This is a genomic window from Herbaspirillum sp. NPDC101396 (assembly GCF_044767365.1).
In the GTDB taxonomy this organism is placed as follows: Bacteria; Pseudomonadota; Gammaproteobacteria; order Burkholderiales; family Burkholderiaceae_D; genus Herbaspirillum.
Map to the genome: position 1 here is coordinate 22,109 of NZ_JBIWNT010000004.1, position 26,300 is coordinate 48,408.

General features: G+C 60.3%; 26 protein-coding genes. 19 read left to right on the top strand and 7 right to left on the bottom strand.

Annotation, left to right across the window (positions count from 1 at the left end; genetic code table 11):
• The first annotated feature begins 89 nt into the window (after positions 1-89).
• The 3 genes from ACIROY_RS13955 to ACIROY_RS13965 all read left to right on the top strand — a co-directional run bounded on the left by ACIROY_RS13955 (position 90) and on the right by ACIROY_RS13965 (position 5,244).
• Complete coding sequence (locus ACIROY_RS13955; protein ID WP_402342052.1) at positions 90-2,201, top strand: molybdopterin-dependent oxidoreductase; 2,112 nt, start codon at positions 90-92, stop codon at positions 2,199-2,201.
• Positions 2,183-3,283, top strand: coding sequence for an aminopeptidase (locus ACIROY_RS13960; RefSeq protein WP_402278282.1), 1,101 nt, complete (start codon positions 2,183-2,185; stop codon positions 3,281-3,283). Before ACIROY_RS13955 ends, ACIROY_RS13960 begins: the two co-directional genes overlap by 19 nt.
• A 266-nt stretch (positions 3,284-3,549) precedes the next feature.
• Positions 3,550-5,244 carry a long-chain fatty acid--CoA ligase gene (locus ACIROY_RS13965; protein WP_402342054.1) on the top strand — a complete coding sequence of 565 codons (1,695 nt, stop codon included), beginning with the start codon at positions 3,550-3,552 and terminating at the stop codon, positions 5,242-5,244.
• A 96-nt stretch (positions 5,245-5,340) separates the two neighbouring features.
• On the opposite strand, the gene ACIROY_RS13970 is transcribed toward ACIROY_RS13965, so the two are convergent.
• The 4 genes from ACIROY_RS13970 to ACIROY_RS13985 form a co-directional block, all read right to left on the bottom strand.
• A complete protein-coding gene (locus ACIROY_RS13970; protein WP_402278279.1) occupies positions 5,341-5,958 on the bottom strand; it encodes a 2-dehydro-3-deoxy-6-phosphogalactonate aldolase in 618 nt (205 codons plus the stop codon).
• A gap of 26 nt (positions 5,959-5,984) precedes the next feature.
• Positions 5,985-6,953, bottom strand: coding sequence for a 2-dehydro-3-deoxygalactonokinase (locus ACIROY_RS13975; RefSeq protein WP_402342055.1), 969 nt, complete (start codon positions 6,951-6,953; stop codon positions 5,985-5,987).
• Positions 6,954-6,965: 12 nt separating this feature from the next.
• Entirely contained in the window at positions 6,966-7,916 is a 951-nt protein-coding gene (locus tag ACIROY_RS13980; protein ID WP_402342057.1) for a 2-hydroxyacid dehydrogenase, read from the bottom strand.
• Positions 7,917-8,002: 86 nt separating this feature from the next.
• Positions 8,003-8,470, bottom strand: coding sequence for an acyl-CoA thioesterase (locus tag ACIROY_RS13985; protein WP_402278273.1), 468 nt, complete (start codon positions 8,468-8,470; stop codon positions 8,003-8,005).
• Between the two features lie 143 nt (positions 8,471-8,613).
• Here ACIROY_RS13985 and ACIROY_RS13990 point away from each other — a divergent pair, with 143 nt between their 5' ends.
• The 3 genes from ACIROY_RS13990 (at position 8,614) to ACIROY_RS14000 (ending at position 13,187) form a co-directional block, all read left to right on the top strand.
• Positions 8,614-10,482 carry an ABCB family ABC transporter ATP-binding protein/permease gene (locus tag ACIROY_RS13990; protein ID WP_402342059.1) on the top strand — a complete coding sequence of 623 codons (1,869 nt, stop codon included), beginning with the start codon at positions 8,614-8,616 and terminating at the stop codon, positions 10,480-10,482.
• A 66-nt stretch (positions 10,483-10,548) separates the two neighbouring features.
• Positions 10,549-11,520 (top strand): LysR family transcriptional regulator, encoded by a 972-nt coding sequence (locus ACIROY_RS13995; RefSeq protein WP_402278269.1) that lies wholly within the window; start codon positions 10,549-10,551, stop codon positions 11,518-11,520.
• A gap of 368 nt (positions 11,521-11,888) precedes the next feature.
• The gene (locus ACIROY_RS14000) at positions 11,889-13,187 is read left to right on the top strand and encodes a Glu/Leu/Phe/Val dehydrogenase (protein ID WP_402342060.1); all 1,299 of its coding nucleotides are present in this window, start codon (positions 11,889-11,891) and stop codon (positions 13,185-13,187) included.
• Between the two features lie 18 nt (positions 13,188-13,205).
• On the opposite strand, the gene ACIROY_RS14005 is transcribed toward ACIROY_RS14000, so the two are convergent.
• On the bottom strand, positions 13,206-13,682 hold the full coding sequence (locus ACIROY_RS14005; RefSeq protein WP_402342062.1) for a hypothetical protein: 477 nt from the start codon (positions 13,680-13,682) through the stop codon (positions 13,206-13,208).
• A 40-nt stretch (positions 13,683-13,722) separates the two neighbouring features.
• Here ACIROY_RS14005 and ACIROY_RS14010 point away from each other — a divergent pair, with 40 nt between their 5' ends.
• From ACIROY_RS14010 to coq7, 7 genes are all read left to right on the top strand, one after another.
• Complete coding sequence (locus ACIROY_RS14010; RefSeq protein ID WP_402342063.1) at positions 13,723-14,643, top strand: amino acid ABC transporter substrate-binding protein; 921 nt, start codon at positions 13,723-13,725, stop codon at positions 14,641-14,643.
• 170 nt (positions 14,644-14,813) lie between these two features.
• Positions 14,814-15,761, top strand: a complete 948-nt coding sequence (locus tag ACIROY_RS14015) for an amino acid ABC transporter substrate-binding protein (protein WP_116434704.1) — start codon at positions 14,814-14,816, stop codon at positions 15,759-15,761.
• Positions 15,762-15,981: 220 nt separating this feature from the next.
• Positions 15,982-16,731: an amino acid ABC transporter permease gene (locus ACIROY_RS14020; protein WP_402278261.1), complete on the top strand. Its 750-nt coding sequence runs from the start codon at positions 15,982-15,984 to the stop codon at positions 16,729-16,731.
• A gap of 3 nt (positions 16,732-16,734) precedes the next feature.
• Positions 16,735-17,430 (top strand): amino acid ABC transporter permease, encoded by a 696-nt coding sequence (locus ACIROY_RS14025; RefSeq protein WP_402278259.1) that lies wholly within the window; start codon positions 16,735-16,737, stop codon positions 17,428-17,430.
• A 79-nt stretch (positions 17,431-17,509) separates the two neighbouring features.
• The gene (locus ACIROY_RS14030) at positions 17,510-18,238 is read left to right on the top strand and encodes an amino acid ABC transporter ATP-binding protein (protein WP_402278257.1); all 729 of its coding nucleotides are present in this window, start codon (positions 17,510-17,512) and stop codon (positions 18,236-18,238) included.
• A gap of 249 nt (positions 18,239-18,487) precedes the next feature.
• Positions 18,488-19,522, top strand: coding sequence for a dihydroorotase (gene pyrC / locus ACIROY_RS14035; RefSeq protein ID WP_402342065.1), 1,035 nt, complete (start codon positions 18,488-18,490; stop codon positions 19,520-19,522).
• Positions 19,523-19,573: 51 nt separating this feature from the next.
• The gene (coq7, locus tag ACIROY_RS14040) at positions 19,574-20,200 is read left to right on the top strand and encodes a 2-polyprenyl-3-methyl-6-methoxy-1,4-benzoquinone monooxygenase (protein ID WP_402278253.1); all 627 of its coding nucleotides are present in this window, start codon (positions 19,574-19,576) and stop codon (positions 20,198-20,200) included.
• Between the two features lie 59 nt (positions 20,201-20,259).
• Here the strand turns inward: coq7 and ACIROY_RS14045 are convergent, their stop codons facing one another.
• Entirely contained in the window at positions 20,260-20,718 is a 459-nt protein-coding gene (locus tag ACIROY_RS14045) for an OsmC family protein (RefSeq protein WP_116434713.1), read from the bottom strand.
• Positions 20,719-21,270: 552 nt separating this feature from the next.
• Here ACIROY_RS14045 and rplM point away from each other — a divergent pair.
• The 6 genes from rplM to erpA all read left to right on the top strand — a co-directional run bounded on the left by rplM (position 21,271) and on the right by erpA (position 24,882).
• Entirely contained in the window at positions 21,271-21,699 is a 429-nt protein-coding gene (gene rplM, locus ACIROY_RS14050; protein WP_016832801.1) for a 50S ribosomal protein L13, read from the top strand.
• A gap of 9 nt (positions 21,700-21,708) precedes the next feature.
• Positions 21,709-22,101, top strand: a complete 393-nt coding sequence (gene rpsI / locus ACIROY_RS14055; protein WP_016832800.1) for a 30S ribosomal protein S9 — start codon at positions 21,709-21,711, stop codon at positions 22,099-22,101.
• A gap of 186 nt (positions 22,102-22,287) precedes the next feature.
• Positions 22,288-23,325, top strand: coding sequence for an N-acetyl-gamma-glutamyl-phosphate reductase (gene argC, locus ACIROY_RS14060; protein ID WP_402278250.1), 1,038 nt, complete (start codon positions 22,288-22,290; stop codon positions 23,323-23,325).
• A gap of 23 nt (positions 23,326-23,348) precedes the next feature.
• On the top strand, positions 23,349-24,053 hold the full coding sequence (locus tag ACIROY_RS14065; RefSeq protein ID WP_402278248.1) for a DUF6776 family protein: 705 nt from the start codon (positions 23,349-23,351) through the stop codon (positions 24,051-24,053).
• A gap of 8 nt (positions 24,054-24,061) precedes the next feature.
• Positions 24,062-24,463 carry a polymer-forming cytoskeletal protein gene (locus ACIROY_RS14070; RefSeq protein ID WP_007877923.1) on the top strand — a complete coding sequence of 134 codons (402 nt, stop codon included), beginning with the start codon at positions 24,062-24,064 and terminating at the stop codon, positions 24,461-24,463.
• Positions 24,464-24,516: 53 nt separating this feature from the next.
• Positions 24,517-24,882, top strand: a complete 366-nt coding sequence (erpA, locus tag ACIROY_RS14075) for an iron-sulfur cluster insertion protein ErpA (protein WP_016832796.1) — start codon at positions 24,517-24,519, stop codon at positions 24,880-24,882.
• Between the two features lie 99 nt (positions 24,883-24,981).
• On the opposite strand, the gene hemL is transcribed toward erpA, so the two are convergent.
• Entirely contained in the window at positions 24,982-26,283 is a 1,302-nt protein-coding gene (hemL, locus tag ACIROY_RS14080) for a glutamate-1-semialdehyde 2,1-aminomutase (RefSeq protein ID WP_402342067.1), read from the bottom strand.
• Between the last annotated feature and the right edge of the window lie 17 nt (positions 26,284-26,300).

Sequence of the window (26,300 nt, forward strand, 5' to 3'; positions counted from 1 at the left end):
CGAAGGCTTCATAAGGGATGCAGCATTTTAAGATAAAGTAGCAGCTTGCCGCGCCATTCCGTCGCGTGCGTTCCGTTTAGTTGATTGCCATGAATTCCGTTTCCGAACCCATCATCGTCCGTGCCGCCTGCCCGCACGATTGCCCCGACACGTGCGCCTTGCTGGTGACCGTCAAGGACGGCGTCGCCACCGAAGTCAAGGGCGACCCCGATCATCCGACCACCGCCGGCGTGCTGTGCACCAAGGTCTCGCGCTATACCGACCGCACTTATCACAAGGACCGCTTGCTGTATCCGATGAAGCGCGTCGGCAAAAAGGGCGAAGGAAAATTCGAGCGCATCAGCTGGGACGAAGCGCTCGACACCATCTCTGCGCGGCTGAAGGAAGTCGCCGCGCGCGATCCGCAAGCCATCCTGCCGTACAGCTACGCCGGCACCATGGGCCTGGTGCAGGGTGAGTCGATGGCGATGCGCTTCTTCAACCGCATCGGCGCCTCGCAACTGGACCGCACCATCTGCGCTTCGGCCGGTGCCGCCGGTTACAAGTACACACTGGGCACGCGTCTGGGCGCCGACACGGAACACGTGCAGGACGCCAAACTGATCATCATCTGGGGCGGCAACCCGATCGCCTCCAACCTGCATTTCTGGATGCGCGTGCAGGAAGCCAAGCGACGCGGCGCCAAGCTGATCGCCATTGATCCCTACCGGTCGCTGAGCGCTGACAAATGCCATCAACACATCGCCCTGTTGCCGGGCACCGATGCGGCGCTGGCGCTGGGCATGATGCACGTGCTGATTAACGAGAACCTGCTCGACGCCGATTACATCGCGCAGCACACGCTGGGCTTCGATCAATTGAAGCAGCGCGTGCAGGAGTGGCCGCCGCAGCATACCGCCGAAGTGTGCGGCATCAGCGCCGACGAAGTCGTGCAGCTGGCGCGTGAATACGGCGCCGCGGCGCGACGCGGCGAGATCACGCTGATCCGCGCCAACTACGGTTTGCAGCGCGTGCGCGGCGGCGGCATGGCGGTGCGCAATATCGCCTGCCTGCCGGCGCTGGTCGGCGCCTGGCGTCACGCCGGCGGCGGCTTGCAGTTATCGACTTCCGATTCATTTCCCAAGAACGGCGCGTTCCTGCAACGGCCGGACCTGCTGCTGCAACATAACAACGGCGTGCCGACGCGCATCATCAACATGAGCACCATCGGCGACGATCTGCTGCGCGAGGCGTCTGTCGACTTCGGCCCGCGCGTGGAGGCGATGATCGTCTACAACTCCAACCCGGTGGCGGTCGCGCCGGAGTCCGGCAAGGTGATGCAGGGCTTCGCGCGCGAAGATCTGTTCACGGTGGTGCTGGAACATTTCCAGACCGACACCGCCGACTATGCCGACATCCTGTTGCCGGCCACCACGCAGCTTGAGCATATCGATGTGCACGCGACCTATGGCCACGTCTACATGATGGCCAACAACGCCGCCATCGCGCCGTTGGGTGAGGCCAAAGCCAACTCGGAAATCTTCCGCCTGCTGGCCGCGCGCATGGGCTTCACCGAAGACTGCTTCAGCGACAGCGACGACGCCATCGCCGCGCAGGCCTTTGATCGCCGCAATCCGCGCGCGGCCGACTACGACTGGGAGCGTCTCAAGGAAAAAGGCTGGCAGCGTCTCAACATGCCGGCAGCGCCGTTTGCCGAGGGCGGCTTCGGCACGCCGTCGGGCAAGTGCGAGTTCTATTCCGCGCGCATGCTGGCCGACGGCCTCGATCCGTTACCCACCTATATCGCACCGTATGAATCGGTGGCCAGCAATGCAGCGCTGGCGCAGAAATATCCGCTGGCGATGATTTCGCCGCCGGCGCGCAACTTCCTCAATTCTTCCTTCGTCAACGTGCAGAGCCTGCGCGACACCGAGGGCGAGCCGCATCTCGACATTCATCCCGACGACGCCGCTGCGCGCGGCATCGTCAGCGGCGCCGAGGTCAGAATTTTCAACGACCGCGGCAGCATGCTGGCCAAGGCGCGCGTGACGCCGAAAGCGCGCATCGGGCTGGTGGTGGGTTTGTCGATCTGGTGGAAAAAATTTTCCGGCGACGGCAAGAACGCCAATGAAGTTACCAGCCAGCGCCTCACCGACATGGGCAATGCGCCGACGTTCTATGACGTGCTGGTGCAGGTCGAGGCATGTCCATCCGGCGTCTGAGCAGGCTCTCCAGAATCGGCCTGGCCGGGAGCCTGGGTGCGGCCTTGCTGTTGGCATCCGGTTGCAGTTCGCTCGGTTATTACGCGCAGGCGGCGCACGGCCAGTTTTCGCTGCTGGCGCAAGCGCGGCCGATCGACGACTGGCTGGGTGATCCGCACACCTCCGGGCGTCTGCGCGACAAGTTGCAGACGGTGCGCGAGATCCGGCGCTTCGCGGTGGCGGAACTGGCGCTGCCCGATAACGGCAGCTACAAGAGCTACGCGCAGCTGGAGCGACCCTTCGTGGTGTGGAACGTGGTGGCGGCGCCGGCCTTGTCGCTGAAGGCACGGCAATGGTGCTTTCCGGTCGCCGGCTGCGTCGACTATCGCGGCTACTACAGCCAGCAGGACGCGCAGCAATATGCCGACGGCCTGGTCAAGGAGGGCGACGACGTCCAGGTTCTTGGCGTACCGGCCTACTCGACGCTGGGCTGGTTCAACGATCCGGTGATGTCGACCTTCATCAATTATCCCGACGCCGAACTGGCGCGCCTGATCTTCCACGAACTGGCGCATCAGGTGGCGTACGCCAAGGGCGATTCACAGTTCAATGAGTCGTATGCCACCACGGTCGAAGAGATCGGCCTGGAGCAATGGTTGCAGGCGCATCACGACGACAGACTGCGCGAGGCGTACAGGGTGTTCGCCGGACGCAAGCAGGACTTTCTTGAACTCTTGCTGAAATACCGGTCTCAGCTGGAGGCCAACTACGAAGGCGACGGCAGCGACGCCGACAAGCTGCGCCGCAAGGCCGAGATTTTCGATGCCTTGCGCGCCGAGTATCAGCAGCTGAAGGTGCGCTGGGGCGGTTTCGCGGGTTACGACCGCTGGTTCGCCATGCCGCTGTCGAACGCCCATCTGGCGCTGGTCGGCACCTATCACGACCGGGTGCCGGCATTTCGCGAACTGTTCCGGCGCAGCAGCGGCTTCGCCGATTTTTTCGAGCGTGTGAAAGCGCTGGCGAAGCTCGACAAGACGGCGCGCAATGAACAACTGGATCGTCTGCAGGGCAATGTTCAAGCGCTGCATTCGGCGGCGAAATGAATATCCGGGTGTAAAAGTTGCCAATTTGGAAAAGATGGGGCAAGGTAGGGCTTTGCCATGCAGTTGCTGCAAAAGGCAGATGAAAACGCGAATGCGGGAAGAAACAAGAAAATTTTCTTAAATTTCCTCAAAATACTTGCCCTTAACGAGATTGGCCGATAGCATCTGCATTAAATAAAAACACAACCGTGCTTTTTTTTGCAGTGCGCGCCCAAGCCGCGGGAAACAACCGGCAGCCGCCCTGAACCGGAGACAAAAGGAACAATATGGACAAATTCTGGCTTGCATCTTATCCCGCAGGCGTCCCAGCCGACATCGACCCGAACCGCTACCAGTCGCTGGTCCAACTGATCGACGAAGCTTTCGCCAAATACGCCGACCGCAACGCCTATGTCTGCATGGGCAAGCACATGACCTACGGCGAGCTGGACCAGCTGTCGACGGCGCTGGCCGTCTGGCTGCAAAGCACCGGCCTGAAAAAGGGCGCACGCGTGGCGATCATGATGCCCAACGTGCTGCAATATCCGGTCGCCATCGCCGCCATCCTGCGCGCCGGCTACACCGCAGTGAACGTCAATCCGCTGTACACGCCGCGCGAACTCGAACACCAGTTGAAGGACTCCGGCGCCGAAGCCATCTTCGTGCTCGAGAACTTCGCCTGTACGCTCGCCAAGGTCATCGCCAACACCAGCGTCAGGCACGTCGTGGTGGCGAGCATGGGCGAGATGCTGGGCGGCCTCAAGGGCGCCATCGTCAACCTGGTGGTGCGTCACGTCAAGAAGCTGGTGCCGGCGTTCTCGCTGCCGCAATCGATCACCTTCAAGCAGGCGCTGTCGCACGGCCATGGCAAGACGCCGGCGCCGGTCGAAGTTGGCCACGACGACATCGCCTTCCTGCAATATACCGGCGGCACCACCGGTGTCGCCAAGGGTGCGGTGCTGACGCATCGCAATCTGGTCGCCAACGTGCTGCAGGCAGAAGAATGGCTGATGCCGGCGCTCAAGCAGGGCGCCAAGCTTGATCAGCTGGTCTTCATCTGCGCGCTGCCGCTGTATCACATCTTTGCGCTGACGGTCTGCAACATGCTGGGCACGCGCGAGGGCGCGCTCAACGTGCTGATCCCGAATCCGCGCGACATCCCGGGCTTCATCAAGGAACTCGGCAAGTACAAGGTCAATACCTTCCCGGCGGTCAACACGCTGTACAACGCGCTGCTGAACCATCCTGATTTCGCCAAGCTGGATTTCTCCGGCTATCGCTGCTGCGTCGGCGGTGGCATGGCGGTGCAAAAGTCGGTGGCGGACAAATGGAAGAAGGTCACCGGTTGTCCGATCATCGAAGGTTACGGCTTGTCCGAAACCTCGCCGATCGCCAGCGCCAATCCCTGCACGATTACCGATTACACCGGCACCATCGGCTTGCCGCTGCCATCGACCGAGTTCCTGATCCTGGACGACGACGGCAAACCGGTGCCGCTCGGCCAGCCCGGCGAAATCGCGATCCGCGGTCCGCAAGTCATGGCCGGTTACTGGAACCGCCCTGACGAAACCGAGAAGGTCATGACGCCGGACGGCTTCTTCAAGTCGGGCGACATCGGCATCATGGACGAGCGCGGCTACACCCGCATCGTCGACCGCAAGAAGGACATGATTCTGGTGTCCGGCTTCAACGTCTATCCGAACGAAATCGAGGGAGTCGTCGCGGCCCATCCTGGCGTGCTGGAATGCGCCTGCGTCGGCGTACCCGACGAGCACACCGGCGAGGCGGTCAAGCTGTTCGTGGTGCGCAAGGACAAGTCGCTGACGGCCGAGCAGTTGATGGCGTATTGCAAGGAGCAGTTCACCGGCTACAAGAAGCCGAAATACATCGAGTTCCGCGATGAACTGCCCAAGACCAATGTCGGCAAGATCCTGCGCCGCGAGTTGCGCGACGAGAGGAAGACCGAGAAGAAAGCGGCATGACGCATTTGAGCTGATTTCCTGCAGTGGAATTTTCCTGCAGAAAAAATAAAAAACGCGACCTCCAAGGTCGCGTTTTTCATGGCTGCAATATGGGGATCAGGCCTGCTTCCAGGCACTGACGAACGCATCGGCGTTCTTCCTGACTTGCTCCGCCGTCATGCCGGGTTTGTACAGCGCCGAGCCGAGACCGAAAGCCGAAGCGCCGGCGGCGGTGAATTCCTTCAGGCTGGCCGGCGTGATGCCGCCCACCGGCACCAGCATGACGCTGGCTGGAATCACCGCGCGCCAGGCTTTAACCACCACCGGCCCGAGCTGCTCGGCCGGGAACATCTTGAGGATATCCGCACCCGCTGCAAGCGCTGCGAAGGCTTCGGTCACTGTGGCCACGCCGGGCGCGCTGGCCAGGCCGGCGGCGGTGGCGGCACGGATGACTTCCGGATCGCTGTGCGGCATGACGATCAGCTGGCCCTCGGCGTCCTTGACCTGCAGCACCTGCGCAGGCGACAGCACCGTGCCGGCGCCGACCATGCAATTGGCAGGCAGCACGTTGCGCAATACGCGGATGCTCTCGAACGGCTCGGGTGAATTCAACGGGACTTCAATGATGCGGAAGCCGGCATCGTACAAGGCCAGTCCGACCGCTTCGACTTCATCGGGACGGATGCCGCGCAGGATCGCGATCAGTCCGCATTGCTTGAGTGCTTCTTTCAACATGGTGTTTCTCCAGTGAGCCGGACGGCTCAGTTCAGCAGTCCGGCTTGTCGCGCGATCTTCCACAGGCCGCGTTCGGTGGCTTGCGCCGCGATATCGATGCGGGTCAGTCCGTACAGGTTCAATGCAGTGCGGTAGCGCGTACACAATTTGTCGTCGCCGATGAGGATGATGTGCGGCTCGGCGCTGCAATCGGCAGCTGTGCGAGTCGCTTTGAGCGCCGCGATTTCATGGCCGATCAGCAGGCCGGACAGATAGTCCGGCTGACCGGTTGCACTGAGCTGGCCGACCAACCCCAGCGTGCGGCTGCTGAAGATGTTCGACAGCACGCCGGCGCGGCCGTCTTCCGAAGACGCCACGCGCAGGCCGCGTTCGAAGGCAGCCGGATCGCTTTGTTCGCGGTGTTCCATGGTACGGCCGAGGATGGTGTGCTGGGTCAGCGCCGCATAGACTTCGCCGGTCATGAAGGTATCGAAATGGGTGATGATCCTGTTTTGAACGCGTACCCATTTCGAGTGCGTGCCGGGCAAGCCGATCAGCACGTCGTCACCGCCATGCCAGGTGTCGAGCGCGCCGACCACCTGCGTCTCTTCGCCACGGATCACGTTCGGCAACGCTGCGCGCTGCAGCAGGCCGGGCACGATGTGCAGCGTGCGGCCGGCGCCGAGGTCGACGTGGGTCAGCTGCTTGCCCACGTCGGCTACGGCGAGCGGAATCTCGACGTAGCTCGCTTCGCGCCAACCCTGCGCGCTGCCGACCATGCCGGCGGCGATCAATGGTGTCGCAGGATTGCTTTGCAGCCAGTCGCCGCAGGCTTCATCGAAGGCCTTGGCGAAACCGGCCGCGCGGCTGAAGTCGCCCTCGACCACCGGCAGATTCATGATGCCCCACGGCAGGCCGCGCTTGTCCAGCACGGCGCCATCCTCACCGAGACGATAGGCGCGCAGCGACGTGGTGCCCCAGTCGAGCGCGATGAGGCGGGTTGCAGTGGCGCTCATGACGTTCCCGATTTAACGCGGCACCGGCGTCAGCAACGGCTTGCCGCTGAAATGCGCCTGCAGATTGTCGAACGCCAGGTCGGCCATGGCGGTGCGGGTGATGACGGTGCCGCTGGCCATGTGCGGCGTCAGCGTGAGGTTCGGCAGCTTGGCCAGCGCTTCCGGCACGTTGGGTTCGTTCTCGAACACGTCGAGGCCGGCGCCGGCGATCTTGCCTTCCTGCAGCGCCTTGATCAGGGCCGCCTCATCGACCACCGAACCGCGCGCGACGTTGATCAGGAAGCCCTTGGGGCCGAGCGCGTCGAGCACGTCGGCATTGATCAGCGCACGCGTGCCGGCGCCGCCCGGCATCGACAGCACCAGAAAGTCGACTTCGGCAGCCATCGTCTTGAGGTCGGCCACGTAGCGGTAGGGCACGTCGCTTTGCGGCGAACGGTTGTGATACGAGATGTCCATGTCGAAAGCGGCGGCACGCTTGGCGATGGCCTTGCCGATGCGGCCCAGCCCGACGATGCCCAAGCGCGAGCCGGTGACCTTGGTGGTCAGCGCGAACGGGCCTTTCTTCCATTCGCCACTGCGGGCGAAACGGTCGGCGTCCACCACGCGGCGCGCAGTCGACAGCAGCAAGGTCATGGCGAAGTCGGCGACGTCGTCGGTCAGCACGTCGGGCGTATTGGTCACTTCGATGCCGCGCTCGCGTGCGGCGACGGCGTCGACGCCGTCATAGCCGACGCCGAAGACGGAGATGATTTCCAGCGCCGGGAAGCGGGCGATGTAGTCGCGCGAGACCTTGGTTTCGCCCTTGGAGGCAATGCCGCGGATGGACGGTGCGACGGCGGCCAGCGCCGCTTCGCTCAGCGCGTTGGCGTCATGGCAGGTGAAATGGTCTTGCAGGCGTTGCATCAGGTGTGGCGGCAGTGCGGCCGCGATGAGGATGTCGGGACGTGCAGAAGTGGAAGTCATGGGGATGGTCTTGATCGGTGGGTGAAAGACGGTTGGTAGGCCGGCGCGCCAGGGAAGGCTGCGCGCCGGTCCGGGAATGCTTCAGATCAGGCGGCGCACCAGCCGCCGCCGAGGTCTTGCAGGCCGCTGGTGATCGGCACGCTGTCGCCCGGGGCCAACGCAGGCAGCTCGCGCGGCTTGCGGTGTTCATCGGTGGCGACGTAGGTCAGGGTCGCTTCGGTGACCTTCACGACTTCGGCCTGCAGGCGGTTGCGTTCGGCATAGACTTCGACGTTGACGGTGATCGAGGTTTTGCCGACTTTGACGATATCGGCGTAAAACGACAGCAGATCGCCGACGAAGACGGGGTGTTTGAATAGGAATGAGTTGACCGCAATGGTGGCGACGCGGCCGTTGGCGCGCTTGGTGGCGGGCAGCGAACCGGCGATATCGACCTGCGCCATGATCCAGCCGCCGAAGACGTCGCCGTAGACATTGGCATCGGATGGCATGGGCATCACGCGCAGATGCGGCATTTTGCCGACGGGAAGCGAAGTATGGTGCTGACTGGTCATTACGTTTCCTTTTGAAAGCGTGAAGTCCTGCGGACTCTTATAATGCGGAAGATCAGGGATAACCTCCTAGTTTATAGGAGTCGCAGCGTCTGCGTCGGCTCCTCCGCAAAACAAAAGCACAAATTTTTCCGGGCAATTCTTTCATGCGTCGATATCCGCCGTCCACCGCGCCGCAAGCTGCGCGCACACCTTCCGTTCCCGCTCACAGCGACTGGCAAACGCTGGGCACCTTGCTGCCCTACCTGTGGACCTACAAATGGCGGGTGCTGCTGGCGCTGGCTTTCCTGGTAGGCGCCAAGCTGACCAACATCGGCGTACCCTTGTTGCTTAAGCAACTGGTCGATCGCATGACCATCGGTCCGAACAATCCGCAAGCGCTGCTGGTGCTGCCGTTGTCGCTGCTCATCGCGTATGGCGCGTTGCGGCTGGCGACCACGGTGTTCACCGAACTGCGCGAATTCATTTTCGCCAAGGTGACGCAGCGCGCGGTGCGCACCATTGCGCTGAAGGTGTTCCGCCACCTGCACGCCTTGTCGCTGCGCTTCCACCTGAACCGGCAGACCGGCGGCATGACGCGCGACATCGAGCGCGGCACGCGCGGCGTGTCATCGCTGGTGTCATATGCGTTGTTCAGCATCCTGCCGACGCTGATCGAAATCGCCCTGGTGCTGGTCTACCTGGTGCTGCATTACGAGATCTGGTTCACCGTGATCACGGCCGGCGCGCTGGCGCTGTACATCGTGTTCACGATCACCGTCACCGAATGGCGCACGCACTTCCGCCGCACCATGAACGACCTCGATTCGCGCGCCAATTCCAAGGCTATCGATTCGCTGCTCAACTATGAAACCGTGAAGTATTTCAGCAATGAAGACTTCGAAGCGCGCCGCTACGACGAAGGCTTGCAGCGCTACGAAGCGGCAGCGGTCAAGTCGCAGTCTTCGCTGTCGCTGCTCAATTCGGGACAGTCGGCCATCATCGCCATCGCGGTGACGCTGATCCTGTGGCGCGCCACGCAAGGCGTGATCAGCGGCAAGATGAGTCTGGGCGACCTGGTGCTGGTGAATGCGTTCATGATCCAGCTGTACATCCCGCTCAATTTCCTCGGTGTGATCTATCGCGAAATCAAGCAGAGCCTGGCCGACATGGAGCGCCTGTTTTCGCTGCTGGAACAGAACAAGGAAATCGCCGATGCGCCGGATGCGAAACCGCTGGCGACGAACGGTGCGGCGCTGCGTTTTTCGCATATCGATTTCAGCTACGAGAGCAAGCGCCAGATTCTGTTCGACGTCGATTTTGAAGTAGCCGCCGGCACCACCACCGCGGTGGTCGGTCATAGCGGCTCGGGCAAGTCGACGCTGTCGCGCTTGCTGTATCGCTTCTACGATATCGACGCCGGCGCCATCACCATCGACGGCCAGGACCTGCGCAATGTCACCCAGGCCTCGCTGCGCAAGGCGATCGGCATTGTGCCGCAGGATACCGTGCTCTTCAACGACACCATCGGCTACAACATCGGCTATGGCAAGCCCGGCAGCAGCAAGGAAGAAATCGTCGCCGCCGCCAAGGCCGCCTATGTACATGACTTCATCGAGTCGCTGCCGGACGGTTACGAAACCACCGTCGGCGAGCGCGGCCTGAAGCTGTCGGGCGGCGAAAAGCAGCGCGTGGCGATCGCCCGCACGTTGCTGAAGAATCCGGCCGTGCTGATCTTCGACGAAGCGACATCGGCGCTCGATTCCAAGGCCGAGCAGGCGATCCAGGAGCAATTGAGCGAGATCGCCGAGAGCCGCACCACGCTGATCATCGCGCATCGCCTGTCGACCATCGTCGATGCGCATCAGATTCTGGTGCTGGAGCATGGGCGTATCATCGAGCGCGGCACACATACGCAATTGCTCGCAGCCGACGGCGCCTACGCCCAGATGTGGGCGCGGCAACAGGCGCGCGAGGATGGTGACGAGGACGGCGAGGGTGCTGAACCGTTGTCGCCATCGATGCAACTGGCGTAAGCGGAGCACCACAATAACGACAACGCGAGCGGCTCCATCGTCGAGCCCTCCGGAGGGATGGAAAGCATGGAAACCAAGTGGCTGGAAGATTTCATTTCCCTGGCTGAAACGCGCAGTTTCAGCCGCTCCGCCGAATTGCGCCACGTGACGCAACCGGCGTTTTCGCGGCGCATCCAGTCGCTCGAAGCCTGGCTCGGCTCCGACCTGATCGACCGCACGTCCTATCCGACGCGGCTGACGGCGGCAGGGGAAGTGTTCTACGAGCAGGCCGTGGAGATGCTCGGCCAGATCAACAACACGCGTGCGCTGTTGCGCGGCAAGCGCCCGGCGGCGCAGACCACCGTCGATTTCGCGGTACCGCATACCTTGTCGCTGACCTATTTTCCGAAATGGCTCAGCTCGCTGGAATCCGGCTTCGGCGCGCTCAACACGCGCCTGATTGCGCTCAACGTGCATGACGCCGTGATGACCATCGTCGAAGGCGGCTGCGACCTGCTGCTGTGCTACCACCATCCGCGCCAGCCGGTGCAGCTCGATTCGAGCCGCTATGACATGCTCAGCATGGGCAAGGAAAGCGTGCGTCCGTATTCCCGCTGCGACCGTACCGGCAAGCCCGATTACGTGTTCCCCGGCAGCTCCAAGGCGCCGTTGCCCTTCCTGTCCTACACGCCCAACGCTTACCTCGGCCGCATGGTGGAGCTGATCATGACCGACGCCAAGAAGCCGCTGCATCTTGAAAAGCACTACGAAACCGACATGTCCGAAAGCCTCAAGATGATGGCGCTGGAAGGGCATGGCGTGGCCTTCCTGCCGGAATCCTCGGTCACGCGCGAGGTGCGCAACAAGCAACTCGCACGCGCCGATGGCGCCCAGGGCGAGTGGGAAGTCGAGATGGAAATCCGTTTGTACCGTGAACGTCCGACCCCGCAACGCGGCGGCAAGGTGGTGGTGGCGCGCTTGTGGGATTACCTCCTGGAGCTTGAAGAAGGCCGCAATGCCTCTGTTGCGCGGACAAAAAAGGCTTCGAAAGCCGCATAGCAGCGGGCTCAAACCGTAACTATGCATGGAACGCATAGTTGCATGCGCACAAAGCATTAGCTTTGCTGCATCGCATTGACCTACGATGGCGTCGCTGTCGATGGCGTGTCTGGATGTCAAGTTTGCGCGATGGTTTTGTGCAGGCGCATCCGCACTCCCGGCCGGGTTTTTCACCCGGCGGCGGCTGAAAAATTAAGCAATATGGCGCGACAATCCGGACGCTACCGGAGTAGGATGACGTTAGCTTGAATTCCGCTGAATTCCGCTGAATTCCATTGACTTCCACCGAGTTCCGCGAGTTTGATTAATTTTGCAGCAGCCTCGGCCAGCATGGCTTAAGCGTGGCAACATCAAGGAGCGATTGCATCATGTCGAACGAACCACTCAAGCAGCACGAAGTCCCCTCATACGTAACCCCGCATGGCATCGGCCCATGGGGCGTCTACCTCGAACAAATCGACCGCGTTACCCCTCACCTCGGCTCGCTGGCGCGCTGGGTGGAAACCCTGAAGCGTCCCAAGCGCATCCTGATCGTCGACGTGCCCATCGAGCGCGACGACGGCACCATCGCCCACTTCGAAGGCTACCGCGTGCAGCACAATACCTCGCGCGGTCCGGGCAAGGGTGGCGTGCGTTTCCACCAGGACGTCACACTGTCGGAAGTCATGGCGCTGTCGGCCTGGATGACCGTCAAGAATGCCGCAGTCAACGTGCCGTACGGCGGCGCCAAGGGCGGCATCCGGGTTGATCCCAAGACATTGTCGCGCGGCGAACTGCAGCGCATGACGCGTCGCTACACCAGCGAAATCGGCATCATCATCGGACCGAACAAAGACATTCCCGCACCCGACGTCAATACCGATTCGCAAATCATGGCATGGATGATGGATACCTATTCCATGAACCAGGGCAGTACTGCATCGGGCGTCGTCACCGGCAAGCCGATTTCGCTCGGCGGCAGCCTGGGGCGCCATGAAGCGACCGGCCGTGGTGTGTTCGTGGTCGGCTGCGAAGCCGCTGCAAAACGCGGTCTCGATATCAAGGATGCACGCGTTGCGGTGCAGGGTTTCGGCAACGTCGGCGGCATCGCCGCACGTCTGTTTGCGGAAGCCGGCGCCAAGGTGGTGGCGGTGCAGGATCACATCACGACGGTCGTGCGCGACAGCGGTCTGGATGTGCCGGCATTGCAGGCGTACGTGGCCGAGCACGGCAGCGTCCAGGGTTTTCCGGGCGCCGACGAAGTGAAGGATCGCGCCCTGTTTTGGGCGACCGATTGCGACATTCTGGTGCCTGCCGCCCTCGAGCAGCAAATCACCGAAGCCAATGCGTCGGTGATCCGCGCCAAGATCATTCTCGAAGGTGCGAACGGTCCGACCACACCGGCGGCCGATGACATCTTGCACGACAAAGGTGTGCTGATCGTGCCTGACGTGATCGCCAACGCCGGCGGCGTGACGGTGAGTTATTTTGAATGGGTGCAGGATTTCTCGAGCTTTTTCTGGACCGAGGACGAGATCAACCTGCGCCTGACCCGCATCATGCGCGAAGCATTCGCGGCGGTGTGGCAGCTGGCGGACGAAAAGAAAATCTCGTTGCGTACGGCCGCCTTCATCGTTGCGTGTACCCGCGTGCTGCAGGCGCGTGAGATGCGCGGCCTGTACCCTTGATGGATGCATGACAGCGCATCAATGCAATAACGCAGTAAAGCAATGACGCGACAGCACGGCAAACGGAAGAACTACAAGACCAATATCTCCGTTTGCCGTGTGCAGTAAAAAAGATAAATCGGCGGCACGTTTTTGCAGTCGGGAATGGCGAGAAACGCAGCTGCGTTTGATCGCATTTTTTCCGTGGCTGCAAGCAAGCGATGCCGCGCGCGAAGGAGGAGACGTCCACGCCAAATACAAGCCGTCCACGCCGACATGCGTCATGCCGTTGATGCGCACCTTTCGTGCGCATTCTCGTGCACGGCTGCTTGCGCAGCGCGATTCGCAGACAAGCTGTTTATCCTTGTTGATGATTTTGCTGCATGCGCCTGGGGGCGCGGCTTTCACCTGCACGACGCAGGTGCCGCCAGGCGGGCAAATGACGCAATAAGGGCTTGAATTGCCGTGCTGATCTCGCGATTGGAGACTTGATTTTCTGGCATGATACTTGCTCATTCTAAATCTCCGGCGGAATACGTCGGCAAGAGGGCGCGCGATGATGACTCGATATGCCAGCCAGGCGGCGATGCAGTGGATCATCAACACGCTGGTTCTGGGTTTATGCATCAGTTTGCCGATGCAGGTGCGGGCGGAGGGAACGCTGGAAAAAATCCGACGCACCAATGCAGTGGTCATCGCTTACCTCAACGGCACGACGCCGTTTGCGTTTGTCGGTGACGACAAGCAGGTGACCGGTTATACGATCGAGCTGTGCAGGAACATCGCGGAAGGCCTGCGCAAGGAGTTGAAGTTGCCGCTCATGCAGGTGCAGTTCATGGAAGTCGACACGGTGACGCGTTTCATCGCGCTGGATCAGGGCAAGGCCGATCTGGAGTGCAGCACTTCCACGAACAACGCCGAGCGGCGCAAGATTGCAGCATTCACCGTGCCGCATTTTTATGCTTCGGTGCGCATGCTGGTAAAAAAGGATTCCGGCATTCAGAACTGGGAAGACTTGCGCGGAAAAACGGTCGTTGTGCCGCGCAACACGCCAATGGTGAAGTTGTTGGAGCAGCGCAGCAAGATACGCTCGCTGAATGTCAGGATCGTGGAAGTCGCGTATAACGAAGACGCTTTCGAAAGTGTCGAGAGAGGCCGGGCGGATGCCTTCGTGATGGAAGACGTGCTGTTGCGGCGCTACCTGTTGTCGGCGCGGCAGCCAAAGAATTACCAGGTCGTGGGCGAGGCGCTATCGCTGGAGCCTTACGGCATCATGATGCGCAAGGGCGATCCGGAGTTCAAGAAATTCGTCGATCTGCAGATGGTGCGGATTGTGCGGTCAGGTGAGATTTTCAGGATTTACGATCGCTGGTTCGTGCAGCCGATCAGCGCAAAAGTGCCGTCAATGGAAATGCCCATGGGATTCATTTTGCGCGATACTTTGCGGTATCCCACGGACAAGGTCGGCGACGACTGAACACTGCGCCGTTTTTGCTGCGATCGCGCATTTTGGGCGGCGAGCGGCGCGCGGGGCGGTTTTTGCAAGCTACGCTGAATTGAGAGCAAAATAGCCTCTTTTCAAGAATGAAGACTATTTTTGAAGAATGGCTTTTGGTACACTACGTAAAAATTTTTCCAGGAGGTCACATGAAGTTATTAAAGTTCGCAGGGGTGTTGGTTGGGGCAAGTGTTTTGATGGGCTCGGTCCACGCTGAAGAGTTCACCGGTCGTCTGAAAAAAATCAAGGAAACCGGCACGCTGACGCTGGGTGTTCGTGATGCATCGATTCCTTTCTCCTACCTGGACGACAAGCAATCGTATCAAGGCTACTCGATCGATCTGTGCCTGAAAGCGGCAACTGCGATCCAGAAGAAGCTGGGCCTGACTTCGCTGAACGTGAAGATGGTTCCTGTGACTTCGGCAACCCGTATTCCGCTGATCGCCAACGGCACTACCGATATCTCGTGCGATTCCGCGACCAACAACATGGAACGTCAGAAGCAAGTTGCTTTCGCCGTCACCGAGTTCGTTACCGCGAACCGTTTCCTGACCAAGAAGGCCGCCAACCTGAAGACGCTGGATGACCTGAAGGGCAAGACCGTCGTGTCGACTTCCGGCACATCGAACCTGAAGCAGATCACCACGCTGAATACCGAACGCAATCTGGGCATGAACATCCTGGCTGCCAAGGATCACGCCGAAGCGTTCCTGATGGTTGAAACCGGCCGTGCAGTGGCGTTCGTCATGGACGACATCCTGCTGTCCTCGCTGGCTGCCAACTCCAAGGCGCCTGGCGACTACGTTGTTTCCAGCGAAGCGCTGTCGGTTGAGCCGTACGGCCTGATCCTGCCGCTGGGCGATACCGCCTTCAAGAAGGTCGTGGATGACGCGATGATCAACGTCTACAAGGGCGACGACATCAAGAAGATCTACGCCAAGTGGTTCCAATCGCCGATCCCACCAAAGGGTGTCAACCTGAACGTGCCGATGAGCCCGCAACTGCAAGCCGTCTTCGCCAAGCCTACCGATTCTGGCGAACCGTCTGCTTACGCAGCCGTGCCTGAAGCGCAAAAGCAATCTTCGAAGAAGAAGTAATTCGGAGAGACGCTTGAAAGCGCGGCATTTGATTGCCGCGCAGCATGAAAAACGAAACGGGGGAGTTGTCCCCCGTTTTGTTTAAGTTGGCGAAGAAAAGCAAGACCTGCTCAGAAGTCGTCTTTCACCTCAAAGGAAAGCCGGCGCAGGCAGCCGAAGAGCGCCATGCAAATGGAGTTCTTGATCGCAAACGAGTCGAGACGAGAAGACGAGGGCATTTATGCATTACAACTGGAACTGGGGCATATTCTGGGAGCAATCTCCCGACGGCATCCCCTACATCGATACATTACTGATCGGCCTGAAATGGACCATCGCCACGGCCGTACTGGCTTGGATCATGGCGCTCATTCTCGGCACGGTCATCGGCACCATTCGCACGACCCAGAAGCCATGGGCCGTCAAGATCGCCAACGGCTACGTTGAACTGTTCCGTAATATTCCATTGCTGGTCCAGATGTTCCTCTGGTACTTCGTGATGCCGGAACTGGTTCCTGCTGCGCTGGGCGACTGGCTCAAGAGCCTGCCGCAGGCATCGTTCGTCACTGCCTTCCTGGCGCTCGGTTTCTTCACGTCCTCGCGCGTCGCCGTGCAGGTCAGCACCGGCATCAACGCCTTGCCGCGCGGTCAACGCATGGCCGGCGCCGCCCTTGGTCTGACACCCGTGCAGACATATCGCTACGTGCTGTTGCCGATGGCGTTCCGCATCATCATCCCGGCGCTGACCAACGAATTTGCAGCGATCATCAAGAACAGCTCGGTGGCGCTGACCATCGGTCTGGTGGAACTGACTGCTGCGACTTACTCGATGCGCGAATTCACGTTCCAGACCTTCGAATCGCTTACCGGCGCCACGATCATCTACATCATCATTTCCGTCATCGCACTGTTGCTGGCACGCTTCCTCGAGCGCGTCACGGCCGTACCCGGTTACATTACGACCGGCAGCTCCAGCACGGGAGGACACTAAACCATGTTTTCCAATTTCGACTTCGATATTATTCAGCGTTCGTGGTTCTACCTGATCACGACCGGCCTCAAGTTCACCCTGGTGCTGACGATTTCGGCCATGGTGGGCGGCGTCATCCTCGGCACCCTGCTGGCGATGATGCGCCTGTCCAGCAACAAGCCGTTGTCGTTCGTCGCCACCACCTACGTCAACCTGATTCGCTCCGTGCCGCTGGTGCTGGTGATTTTCTGGTTCTACTTCCTGGTGCCGTTCATCGGGGCGTGGATCATCGGCGCCAGCGAACCGATCCAGGTCGGCGCGTTCCAGTCGGCGCTGATCACCTTCATCCTGTTTGAAGCTGCGTATTACTGCGAAATCATGCGCTCAGGCATTCAGTCGATTCCGCGCGGCCAGGTGTTTGCCGGCTATGCGATCGGCATGAACTACTGGCAGATGATGGGCAATGTGGTGCTGCCGCAGGCGTTCCGCAACGTCACGCCAATCCTGCTGACCCAGACCATTGTGCTGTTCCAGGACGTGTCGCTGGTCTACGTGCTGGGCTCGGTGCCGGACTTCGTCACCAGCGCTTCCAAGATCGCTCAACGTGACGGCCGCCTGGTGGAAATGTACCTGTTTGTCGCCGTGGTCTACTTTGTGCTCAGCTTCGTGCTGTCGCAAACCGTCAAGCGCTTCCAGCACAAGATCGCCATCATTCGCTAACCAATGCTAACGACTCTCGCCGGCGCAGCATGCGCCTGACGCCGGCGGACATACCGTATTCAGGAATTAGGAGAAATAAATGATTGAACTCAATAACGTCAGCAAGTGGTACGGCAGCTTCCAGGTTCTGACCGATTGCACCACCAGCGTGGCCAAGGGCGACGTGGTCGTGGTCTGCGGTCCGTCGGGCTCGGGCAAGTCGACGCTGATCAAGACCGTCAACGGCCTGGAGCCGTTCCAGAAGGGCAATATTACCGTTGACGGCGTGTCCGTTGGCGATCCGAAGACCAACCTGTCGAAACTGCGCGCGCGCATCGGCATGGTGTTCCAGAACTTCGAATTGTTCCCGCATCTGTCGATCCGTGAAAACCTCACCATCGGCCAGGTCAAGGTGTTGGGTCGCAGCGTCACCGAAGCCACCGAAAAGGGTCTGAAGTACCTCGATCGCGTCGGCCTGATCGCACAAAAGGATAAATTCCCGGGCCAACTGTCCGGCGGCCAGCAGCAGCGTGTGGCGATTGCCCGCGCGCTGTCGATGGACCCGATCGCGATGCTGTTCGATGAACCGACGTCGGCGCTCGATCCGGAAATGATCAATGAAGTGTTGGACGTGATGGTCGGCCTGGCGCAAGAAGGCATGACCATGATGGTCGTGACCCACGAAATGGGTTTCGCACGCAAGGTCGCCAACCGCGTGATCTTCATGGACAAGGGTTTGATCGTGGAAGACTGCAAGAAGGAAGACTTCTTCGGTTCGCCGCGCTCGGACCGCGCCCGCGACTTCCTGGCCAAGATCATTACGCACTGATCGCCCTGATCGGTGACCGTGTTTTGCGGATGCTCCGGCATCTGTCGACACCAGGATCAGCAAAACCGCTCCGGCTCCGGCCGCAGCGGTTTTTTGCTTTTTGGGCAGCGCGCTGCTTGATGTGACGCAAGCGGCGCGCATCACCCCTTGCGGTAAAATAGCAGGATTTCGTGCTCCGGCAGACAAGTCTGTCGACGATCCGGCACGGCGGTTAAACCATCAACAGAACGATCAGGGAAGAGAAGAGCGATGAGCGACGTAGTGACCATTACCCGTCCGGATGACTGGCATTTGCATTTGCGCGACGGCGCGACCATGGCAAGCGTGTTGCCGCACACCGTTCATCAGTTCGCGCGCGCGATCGTCATGCCCAACCTGAAGCCGCCGGTCACCACCGTGGCGCTGGCATCGGCTTATCGCGACCGCATCCTGGCGGCGCTGCCGGCCGGTTCGGACTTCGAGCCGCTGATGGTGCTGTACCTGACCGACAATACGCCGCCGGAAGAAATCCGCAAGGCCAAGGACAGCGGCTTCGTGCACGCGGTCAAGCTGTATCCGGCCGGCGCGACCACCAATTCCGACGCCGGCGTGACCGACCTGCGCAACTGCTACAAGACGCTGGAAGTGCTGCAGGAAACCGGCATGCCTTTCCTGGTCCACGGAGAAGTGACCGATCCGGCCATCGATATTTTCGACCGTGAAGCGGTCTTCATCGATCGCGTGATGACGCCGCTGCGCCGCGACATGCCTGAACTCAAGGTGGTGTTCGAACACATCACCACCAAGGACGCCGCTGACTACGTGATGTCGTCCGAGGGCCCGACCGCCGCGACCATCACCGCGCATCACCTGCTGTACAACCGCAACGAAATCTTCAAGGGCGGCATCCGCCCGCATTACTATTGCCTGCCGGTGCTCAAGCGCGAAACCCATCGCCAGGCGCTGGTTGCAGCGGCGATTTCCGGCAGCGACAAGTTTTTCCTCGGCACCGATTCGGCGCCGCACGCCAAGGGTCTGAAAGAGCATGCCTGCGGTTGCGCCGGCTGCTACACCGCGCTGCACGCGCTGGAACTGTATGCCCAGGCATTCGATCAAGCCGGCGCGCTGGACAAGCTGGAGGCATTCGCCAGCTTCAACGGCCCGGACTTCTACAACCTGCCGCGCAATCAGGGCAGCGTCACGCTGCGTCGTGAAAACTGGACCATCCCGGCCGAACTGCCGATGGGCGACACCAGTGTGGTGCCGCTCAACGGCGGTGAAACCATCGCCTGGAAGATGGCGTGAGGCACCATTGAGCATCGTTGAAACCGATTATTCCTGAGTGAGACTGCCCCTATGTTATTCGCCGACAAACTGATTCATGACCTGGACAAGGCCTTGCGCGTGGTCAGCGGCGTGGTGGCGTCATCGCGTCCGAATCCGGCTGCGCAGATCGGCGACGCCGCCATGAGTGACGCCGAGAAGCGGCATAGTGCCGGACTGATGCGCGTCAACCATGTCGGTGAAGTGTGCGCGCAGGCGCTGTACGATGCGCAGGGACGGTTTTCCCGGACGCAGGCACTCAAGCAGCAATTTGCGCATGCGGGAATAGAGGAAGAAGATCACCTGGCGTGGACCGCCGAGCGCTTGCGCGAACTTGGTTCGCACACCAGCCTGCTCAATCCCCTGTGGTACGCCGGTTCTTACGTGCTGGGTTCGATCGCGGCGCGTTTGGGCGATGCGCGCAATCTCGGTTTCGTTGCTGAAACCGAGCGCCAGGTCGAATTGCACCTGATCAGCCATCTGGAAAAATTGCCGGTGCAGGACGCCAAGTCGCGCGCCATCGTCGACCAGATGCGCAAGGATGAAGTCGAGCACGGGGAGGCAGCCAAGGCCCTGGGCGCGGCCGAGATGCCGGCGACCATCCGCAGCGCAATGAAGATGATGTCGAAGGTCATGACCACGGTGGCTTACCGCGTCTGAACGCAAGGTTCAGGGGCCCGGCCGTCGCGGCGGGGCGTGCGCGGTCAAGCGGCCCGTAGTTATTGCTGCTGCAGTTGCTGCGGCGGATCGGTGAGGTCGTCGATGATCTCGAACGAATGCGTTATTTCCGCCGTCTTTTCCAGCATGATCGAGGCTGAGCAATACTTGTCGTGCGACAGCTTGATCGCGCGCTCCACCACGTTCGGCTTGAGGTTGCGGCCGCGTACGGTGAAATGGAAATGGATCTTGGTAAACACTTTCGGATCCTGTTCGGCGCGTTCCGACTTGAGCGTCACTTCGCAGCCGCGGATGTCCTGGCCGCTCTTGCGCAAAATCACCACCACATCGTAGGCCGTGCAACCGCCCGTGCCCAGCAGCACCACTTCCATCGGGCGTGGCGCCAGGTTGCGGCCGCCGCCATCGGGTGCGCCGTCCATGGCGACCACGTGGCCGGAGCCGGTTTCAGCGAGGAAGGTCATGCCCGAGGAGAGGCCGGTCCAGCGTACTGTGCATTCCATATGCGTTCTCATTCGATAAATAAGGGGAGGCGGCTATTGTAGCTTTTCCCGCAAACCGGGGCCGTCCGTGATTTCGCCAAGGCGGGCAGAATAGGCAAAAAAATGCATATTGCAAAGCAGCAAAAACTATTGTTTTTCCTCTATTTTAAAATGCGCCACATAGTACAAATTAAATCTTGCAGTGCACAATTTCGTTTGCTATATTGAATTCACTGATTGACGTTTTCGACGCAATCAACCCTGTCTCCTCCACCCTCCTCCTTTGGTGTGGATTTAAACCCGGAACCCTCGTTTCGGGTTTTTTTTGTCCTTGCCTCCCGGCGTGGCTTCATAGACAACTGTGCCGAAAAGGCCACTGCGCGCGGCCCTGGGAATAAAGGGTTTGACGCTAAGTCCTTGAAAAGGCTATAATTCTCGGCTTTCCGTTCGCTCTGGGAAAGATAACAAGGAAGAGTCTGCGTTTGGTAGCACGAGGCAGTATTTGCAGCACGCCGCTTCGATAGTCGCAGAACCGCCAAATTGAGCGTTTATTTTTAATATTAGGAAGTCATCATGAAAACCTTTTCCGCTAAAGCCCATGAGGTAAAGCGCGAGTGGTTGGTGATTGACGCGACGGACAAAGTCCTCGGACGTGTTGCCAGCGAAGTGGCACTCCGACTGCGCGGCAAACACAAGCCAGAATTTACTCCGCACGTCGACACCGGCGATTTCATCGTCGTGATCAACGCAGGCAAACTGCGCGTCACTGGCACCAAAGCAACTGAAAAGACGTACTACCGTCACAGCGGCTACCCAGGCGGCATCTACGAAACCAATTTCCTGAAAATGCAACAGCGTTTTCCAGGTCGCGCGCTGGAAAAAGCGGTCAAGGGCATGCTGCCTAAGGGCCCGCTCGGCTACGCGATGATCAAGAAGCTGAAGGTTTATGCAGATGGCAATCATCCGCACGCTGCTCAGCAACCTAAAGCACTCGAACTCTAAGGAATAGACATGATCGGTAACTACAATTACGGAACCGGCCGTCGCAAGAGTGCAGTGGCGCGTGTTTTCATCAAGTCCGGCTCGGGCAAGATCGTCGTCAACGGCAAGCCAGCGAATGAATATTTTTCGCGCGAAACCGGTCTGATGGTGATTCGTCAACCTCTGGAGCTGACCAGCAATGTCGAGCGTTTCGACATCATGGTCAACGTCCACGGCGGCGGTGAATCCGGCCAGGCTGGTGCTGTTCGTCACGGCATCACCCGCGCTCTGATCGACTACGATGCAACACTGAAGCCAGAACTGTCCAAGGCAGGCTTCGTTACACGTGATGCACGTGAAGTCGAACGTAAGAAGGTTGGTCTGCGCAAAGCTCGTCGCGCAAAGCAATTCTCGAAGCGTTAATATCGACGCGTGCTTTTCAGCACAACGAAAAGCCGCCGGCGCAAGCCTGGCGGCTTTTTGCATTCTGGGGCGGATTTTTCGCCCTTATTTGCGCTTTGAATCGGCTGGCCTTAGGGTAATGTGACAGAAATATTCTCCTGTTAAAATCAAAGGCTCCCGGGAAAGCCCGTTCAGCAAGGAAAAAACATGATCAAGGTTGGTATCGTCGGCGGCACAGGTTACACGGGCGTGGAGTTGCTGCGCCTGTTCGCCGCGCATCCGGAAGTGCAGTTGCAGGCAGTGACATCGCGCAAGGAAGATGGCATGCCGGTGGCGGAAATGTATCCGTCGCTGCGCGGCCGCGTGGATATCGCCTTCTCCTCGCCCGACAAAGCCAAGCTGACCGACTGCGACGTTGTCTTCTTCGCCACGCCGCATGGCGTCGCCATGGCCCAGGCGCCTGAATTGCTGGCCGCCGGCGTCAAGGTGATCGATCTGGCGGCGGATTTTCGCCTGCAGGATATCGCCGCGTTCGAGAAGTGGTACAAGATGCCGCACAGCTGCCCTGAGCTGCTCAAGGAAGCCGCCTACGGTCTGGTCGAGCTGAACCGCGACGCCATCCGCAAGGCGCGCCTGGTCGGCAATCCGGGCTGCTATCCGACCACCATGCAGCTGGGCTTTGCACCGCTGCTCAAGGCCGGCGTGATCGATGCATCGCACCTGATCGCCGACTGCAAGTCGGGCGTCTCCGGTGCCGGTCGCAAGGCCGAGATCGCCACGCTGTTTTCGGAAGCCTCCGACAATTTCAAGGCCTACGGCGTGTCCGGTCACCGCCACTCGCCGGAAACCGTCGAGCGCCTCAGCACATTGACCGGCGACAAGGTCGGCCTGCTGTTCACGCCGCATCTGGTGCCGATGATCCGCGGCATGCATTCGACGCTGTACGCGCGCCTGACCAAGGACATCGACAACGCCGCGTTGCAGGCGTTGTTTGAAGGCGCCTACAAGGACGAACCGTTCATTGATGTGATGCCGTTCGGCGCACATCCGGAAACGCGCACCACGCGCGCGTCCAACATGCTGCGCATTGCGTTGCATCGCCCGGACAACGGCGACACCGTGGTCGTGCTGGTGGTGCAGGACAATCTGGTCAAAGGCGCGTCCGGCCAAGCCGTGCAATGTATGAACCTGATGTTCGGCCTGGAGGAAACCACCGGCCTGCTGCACGTGCCGGTTCTGCCGTGAAATACAAGCTATGGGTCCGGCGCATGTCGATTTCAGCGCCGAAGATGACCATCAAGCGCCACATGCCCTGGCCACTGCGTGCAGTGTTCCTGGCGGTGGTGGTCGGTCTCGGCGGTGCGTTGGCGATGCTGGCGTACGACCTCGGGCGCAACAACTTTGCCGGCCTGAATCCGGACGGCATGCGCGACCAGGTGGTCGAACTGAAAGAGCAGGTCAAGAAGCTCAGCGCCGAGCGCGAGCGATTGTCGACCAGCGCCAATGCAGCCGAAAGTCAGCTCAACATCGAGCGCTCGGCGCAGGCGCAACTGGCCGGGCAACTGAAGACGCTGGTGACGGAAAACAACAAGCTCAAGGAAGATCTGTCGTTTTTTGAAAGCTTGCTGCCGACCAACGTCGGTGTCGACGGCATCACCATCCAGCGCCTGAAGGCCGAAGTGGTCGTGCCGAATCAAGTTCGTTATCAATTGCTCGCAATTCAGGGCGAAAAAGGGCGTCAGTTTGTAGGCAACCTGCAACTTGCAGTGACAGTGTTGCAGGGAGGCAAAAGTGTTATTATCAACTTCCCCGAACAAAACGCGACAGATCCGGCGCGCTACAAGCTCGCATTCAAGTACTATCAGCGGGTGGAAGGCGTATTGACCCTGCCCGAGGGTGCAACCATCAAGGCGATTCAGGCTCGCGTACTCGAAAGAGGTCAGATGCGCGCCCAGCAATCCGTGAATTTGTGAGGTGAATCATGTTGGGACGTAAATCCAAAAGCACGATCGACAGTTTGATCGGCATTTCCACAAGTATCCAGGGCGATGTCCATTTCAAGGGCGGTTTGCGCATTGACGGCCACATCAAGGGCAATATCAATGCCGAGGCCGGCCAGCCGAGCGTGCTGGTGATCTCCGAGCACGCCAAGATCGTCGGCGAAATCCGCGCGGTGCACCTGATCGTCAACGGTGAAATCATCGGCGACGTTCATTCGGTCGAGCTACTTGAATTACAGCCGAAAGCCCGCATAACTGGAGATGTGTATTACAAAGCTCTGGAAATGCACGGCGGCGCGCTGGTATCCGGCAAGCTCAGCCATGGCCAGACCGAAGAGGCGCCGGTGCTCAAGCTGGCGGCTTCGGCCGGTGGCGATGCATGATTTTTCCAGACGACTTATAATGTCTTCATTGTCCGCAGACGCAGGAGCCTGATATGAATGCCGTAGCCGAAATCCCCGAAACATCGATGCCAGCCCCGATGGTCTTTTCCGACAGCGCCGCCGCCAAGGTTGCACAACTGATCGAAGAAGAAGGCAACCCAGACCTGAAGTTGCGCGTGTTCGTGCAGGGTGGCGGTTGTTCCGGCTTCCAGTACGGTTTCACGTTCGATGAAATCGTCAACGAAGACGACACCACCATGACCAAGAACGGCGTCCAGCTGTTGATCGACTCAATGAGCTACCAGTACCTGGTCGGCGCAGAGATCGACTACAAGGATGACCTGGAAGGCGCGCAGTTCGTGATCAAGAATCCGAACGCCACCACCACGTGCGGTTGCGGTTCGTCGTTCTCGGCGTAAGCAGCCGGACCAACCGCAGGATCAGTCTTCCCAGACGTAAAAAAGGACGCGCAAGCGTCCTTTTTTGTTTTCCGCCGCTGCATGCGTGGCGTGTGTGATTCAGCTGGCGATCTCGGCAAAAGCCGTACGCGCCGCGACCACGGTCTGGGCAATCACGGCATCGTCATGCTGCGCCGACACGAAGCCCGCTTCAAACGCCGATGGCGCCAGGTACACGCCCTGGTCGAGCATGGCGTGGAAGAACACATTGAAGCGTTCCTTGTTGCCTTGAATGACTTCGGCATAGCTGGTCGGCACGGCGGCCGAGAAGTACAGGCCGAACATGCCGCCCAGCGTGTCCGCCGAGAACGTCACGCCGGCGTCGCGGGCAGCATCGCTGAGGCCATCGGCCAGCTTGCGCGTTTGTGCCGACAGCTGTTCGTAGAAACCCGGTTCCTGGATGATCTTCAGCGTGGTCATGCCGGCCGCAACGGCCACCGGGTTGCCCGACAGCGTGCCGGCCTGATAGACGCCGCCCAGCGGCGCCAGGTGCTTCATGATGTCGGCGCGGCCGCCGAATGCCGCGACCGGCAAGCCGCCGCCGATGACCTTGCCCAAGGCGGTGAGGTCGGGCGTGATGCCGTACAGCGATTGCGCACCGCCCAATGCCACGCGGAAACCCGACATCACTTCATCGAAAATCAGGATGGCGCCGTATTCGGTGCACAGGCGGCGCATGGTTTGCAGGAATTCGGCGGTTGCCGGCACCAGATTCATGTTGCCCGCGACCGGCTCGACGATCACGCAGGCGATCTCGTTGCCGGCAGCCTTGAACGCTTCTTCCAGCTGTTGGGTGTTGTTGTAGTCGAGCACCAGCGTGTGCTTGACGAAATCTTCCGGCACGCCCGACGAGGTCGGGTTGCCGAACGTCAGCAAGCCGCTGCCGGCCTTGACCAGCAAGGAGTCAGCGTGACCGTGATAGCAGCCTTCGAATTTGACGATCTTGTCGCGCTTGGTGGCGCCGCGCGCCAGGCGCAGGGCGCTCATGGTCGCTTCGGTGCCGCTTGAGACCAGGCGCACCTGCTCGATGGACGGCACCAGTTTGCAGATTTCTTCTGCCATGTCGATCTCGCCTTCGGTCGGCGCACCGAAGCTCAGGCCGCGCGCGGCCGCTTCCTGTACTGCCTGCACCACTTTCGGGTGGGCGTGGCCGACGATGGCCGGGCCCCAGGAGCCGATGTAGTCAATGTAGCGGCGGTCTTCGGCGTCCCAGAAATACGGACCTTGCGCCTTGGTGATGAAGCGCGGCGTACCGCCGACCGAGCGGAAGGCGCGCACCGGCGAGTTGACGCCGCCGGGCGTGGTCTTTTGGGCGCGGGCGAACAGGGATTCGTTGGTATTGCGTGGGCTATGTGCGTTCATGCGAAATGGAAAAATGA

Coding starts and splice junctions, on each gene's coding strand:
- argC (WP_402278250.1), top strand. CDS start 22,288: ATGATCAAGGTTGGTATCGTCGGCGGCACAGGTTACACGGGCGTGGAG.
- ACIROY_RS13990 (WP_402342059.1), top strand. CDS start 8,614: ATGCGTCGATATCCGCCGTCCACCGCGCCGCAAGCTGCGCGCACACCT.
- ACIROY_RS13980 (WP_402342057.1), bottom strand. CDS start 7,916: ATGACTTCCACTTCTGCACGTCCCGACATCCTCATCGCGGCCGCACTG.
- rplM (WP_016832801.1), top strand. CDS start 21,271: ATGAAAACCTTTTCCGCTAAAGCCCATGAGGTAAAGCGCGAGTGGTTG.
- ACIROY_RS14025 (WP_402278259.1), top strand. CDS start 16,735: ATGTTTTCCAATTTCGACTTCGATATTATTCAGCGTTCGTGGTTCTAC.
- rpsI (WP_016832800.1), top strand. CDS start 21,709: ATGATCGGTAACTACAATTACGGAACCGGCCGTCGCAAGAGTGCAGTG.
- ACIROY_RS13960 (WP_402278282.1), top strand. CDS start 2,183: ATGTCCATCCGGCGTCTGAGCAGGCTCTCCAGAATCGGCCTGGCCGGG.
- ACIROY_RS13955 (WP_402342052.1), top strand. CDS start 90: ATGAATTCCGTTTCCGAACCCATCATCGTCCGTGCCGCCTGCCCGCAC.
- ACIROY_RS14070 (WP_007877923.1), top strand. CDS start 24,062: ATGTTGGGACGTAAATCCAAAAGCACGATCGACAGTTTGATCGGCATT.
- ACIROY_RS13970 (WP_402278279.1), bottom strand. CDS start 5,958: ATGTTGAAAGAAGCACTCAAGCAATGCGGACTGATCGCGATCCTGCGC.
- ACIROY_RS14010 (WP_402342063.1), top strand. CDS start 13,723: ATGATGACTCGATATGCCAGCCAGGCGGCGATGCAGTGGATCATCAAC.
- hemL (WP_402342067.1), bottom strand. CDS start 26,283: ATGAACGCACATAGCCCACGCAATACCAACGAATCCCTGTTCGCCCGC.
- ACIROY_RS13995 (WP_402278269.1), top strand. CDS start 10,549: ATGGAAACCAAGTGGCTGGAAGATTTCATTTCCCTGGCTGAAACGCGC.
- ACIROY_RS14065 (WP_402278248.1), top strand. CDS start 23,349: ATGTCGATTTCAGCGCCGAAGATGACCATCAAGCGCCACATGCCCTGG.
- ACIROY_RS14000 (WP_402342060.1), top strand. CDS start 11,889: ATGTCGAACGAACCACTCAAGCAGCACGAAGTCCCCTCATACGTAACC.
- erpA (WP_016832796.1), top strand. CDS start 24,517: ATGAATGCCGTAGCCGAAATCCCCGAAACATCGATGCCAGCCCCGATG.
- ACIROY_RS14005 (WP_402342062.1), bottom strand. CDS start 13,682: ATGAGCAAGTATCATGCCAGAAAATCAAGTCTCCAATCGCGAGATCAG.
- pyrC (WP_402342065.1), top strand. CDS start 18,488: ATGAGCGACGTAGTGACCATTACCCGTCCGGATGACTGGCATTTGCAT.
- ACIROY_RS14015 (WP_116434704.1), top strand. CDS start 14,814: ATGAAGTTATTAAAGTTCGCAGGGGTGTTGGTTGGGGCAAGTGTTTTG.
- coq7 (WP_402278253.1), top strand. CDS start 19,574: ATGTTATTCGCCGACAAACTGATTCATGACCTGGACAAGGCCTTGCGC.
- ACIROY_RS13965 (WP_402342054.1), top strand. CDS start 3,550: ATGGACAAATTCTGGCTTGCATCTTATCCCGCAGGCGTCCCAGCCGAC.
- ACIROY_RS14020 (WP_402278261.1), top strand. CDS start 15,982: ATGCATTACAACTGGAACTGGGGCATATTCTGGGAGCAATCTCCCGAC.
- ACIROY_RS13985 (WP_402278273.1), bottom strand. CDS start 8,470: ATGACCAGTCAGCACCATACTTCGCTTCCCGTCGGCAAAATGCCGCAT.
- ACIROY_RS14030 (WP_402278257.1), top strand. CDS start 17,510: ATGATTGAACTCAATAACGTCAGCAAGTGGTACGGCAGCTTCCAGGTT.
- ACIROY_RS13975 (WP_402342055.1), bottom strand. CDS start 6,953: ATGAGCGCCACTGCAACCCGCCTCATCGCGCTCGACTGGGGCACCACG.
- ACIROY_RS14045 (WP_116434713.1), bottom strand. CDS start 20,718: ATGGAATGCACAGTACGCTGGACCGGCCTCTCCTCGGGCATGACCTTC.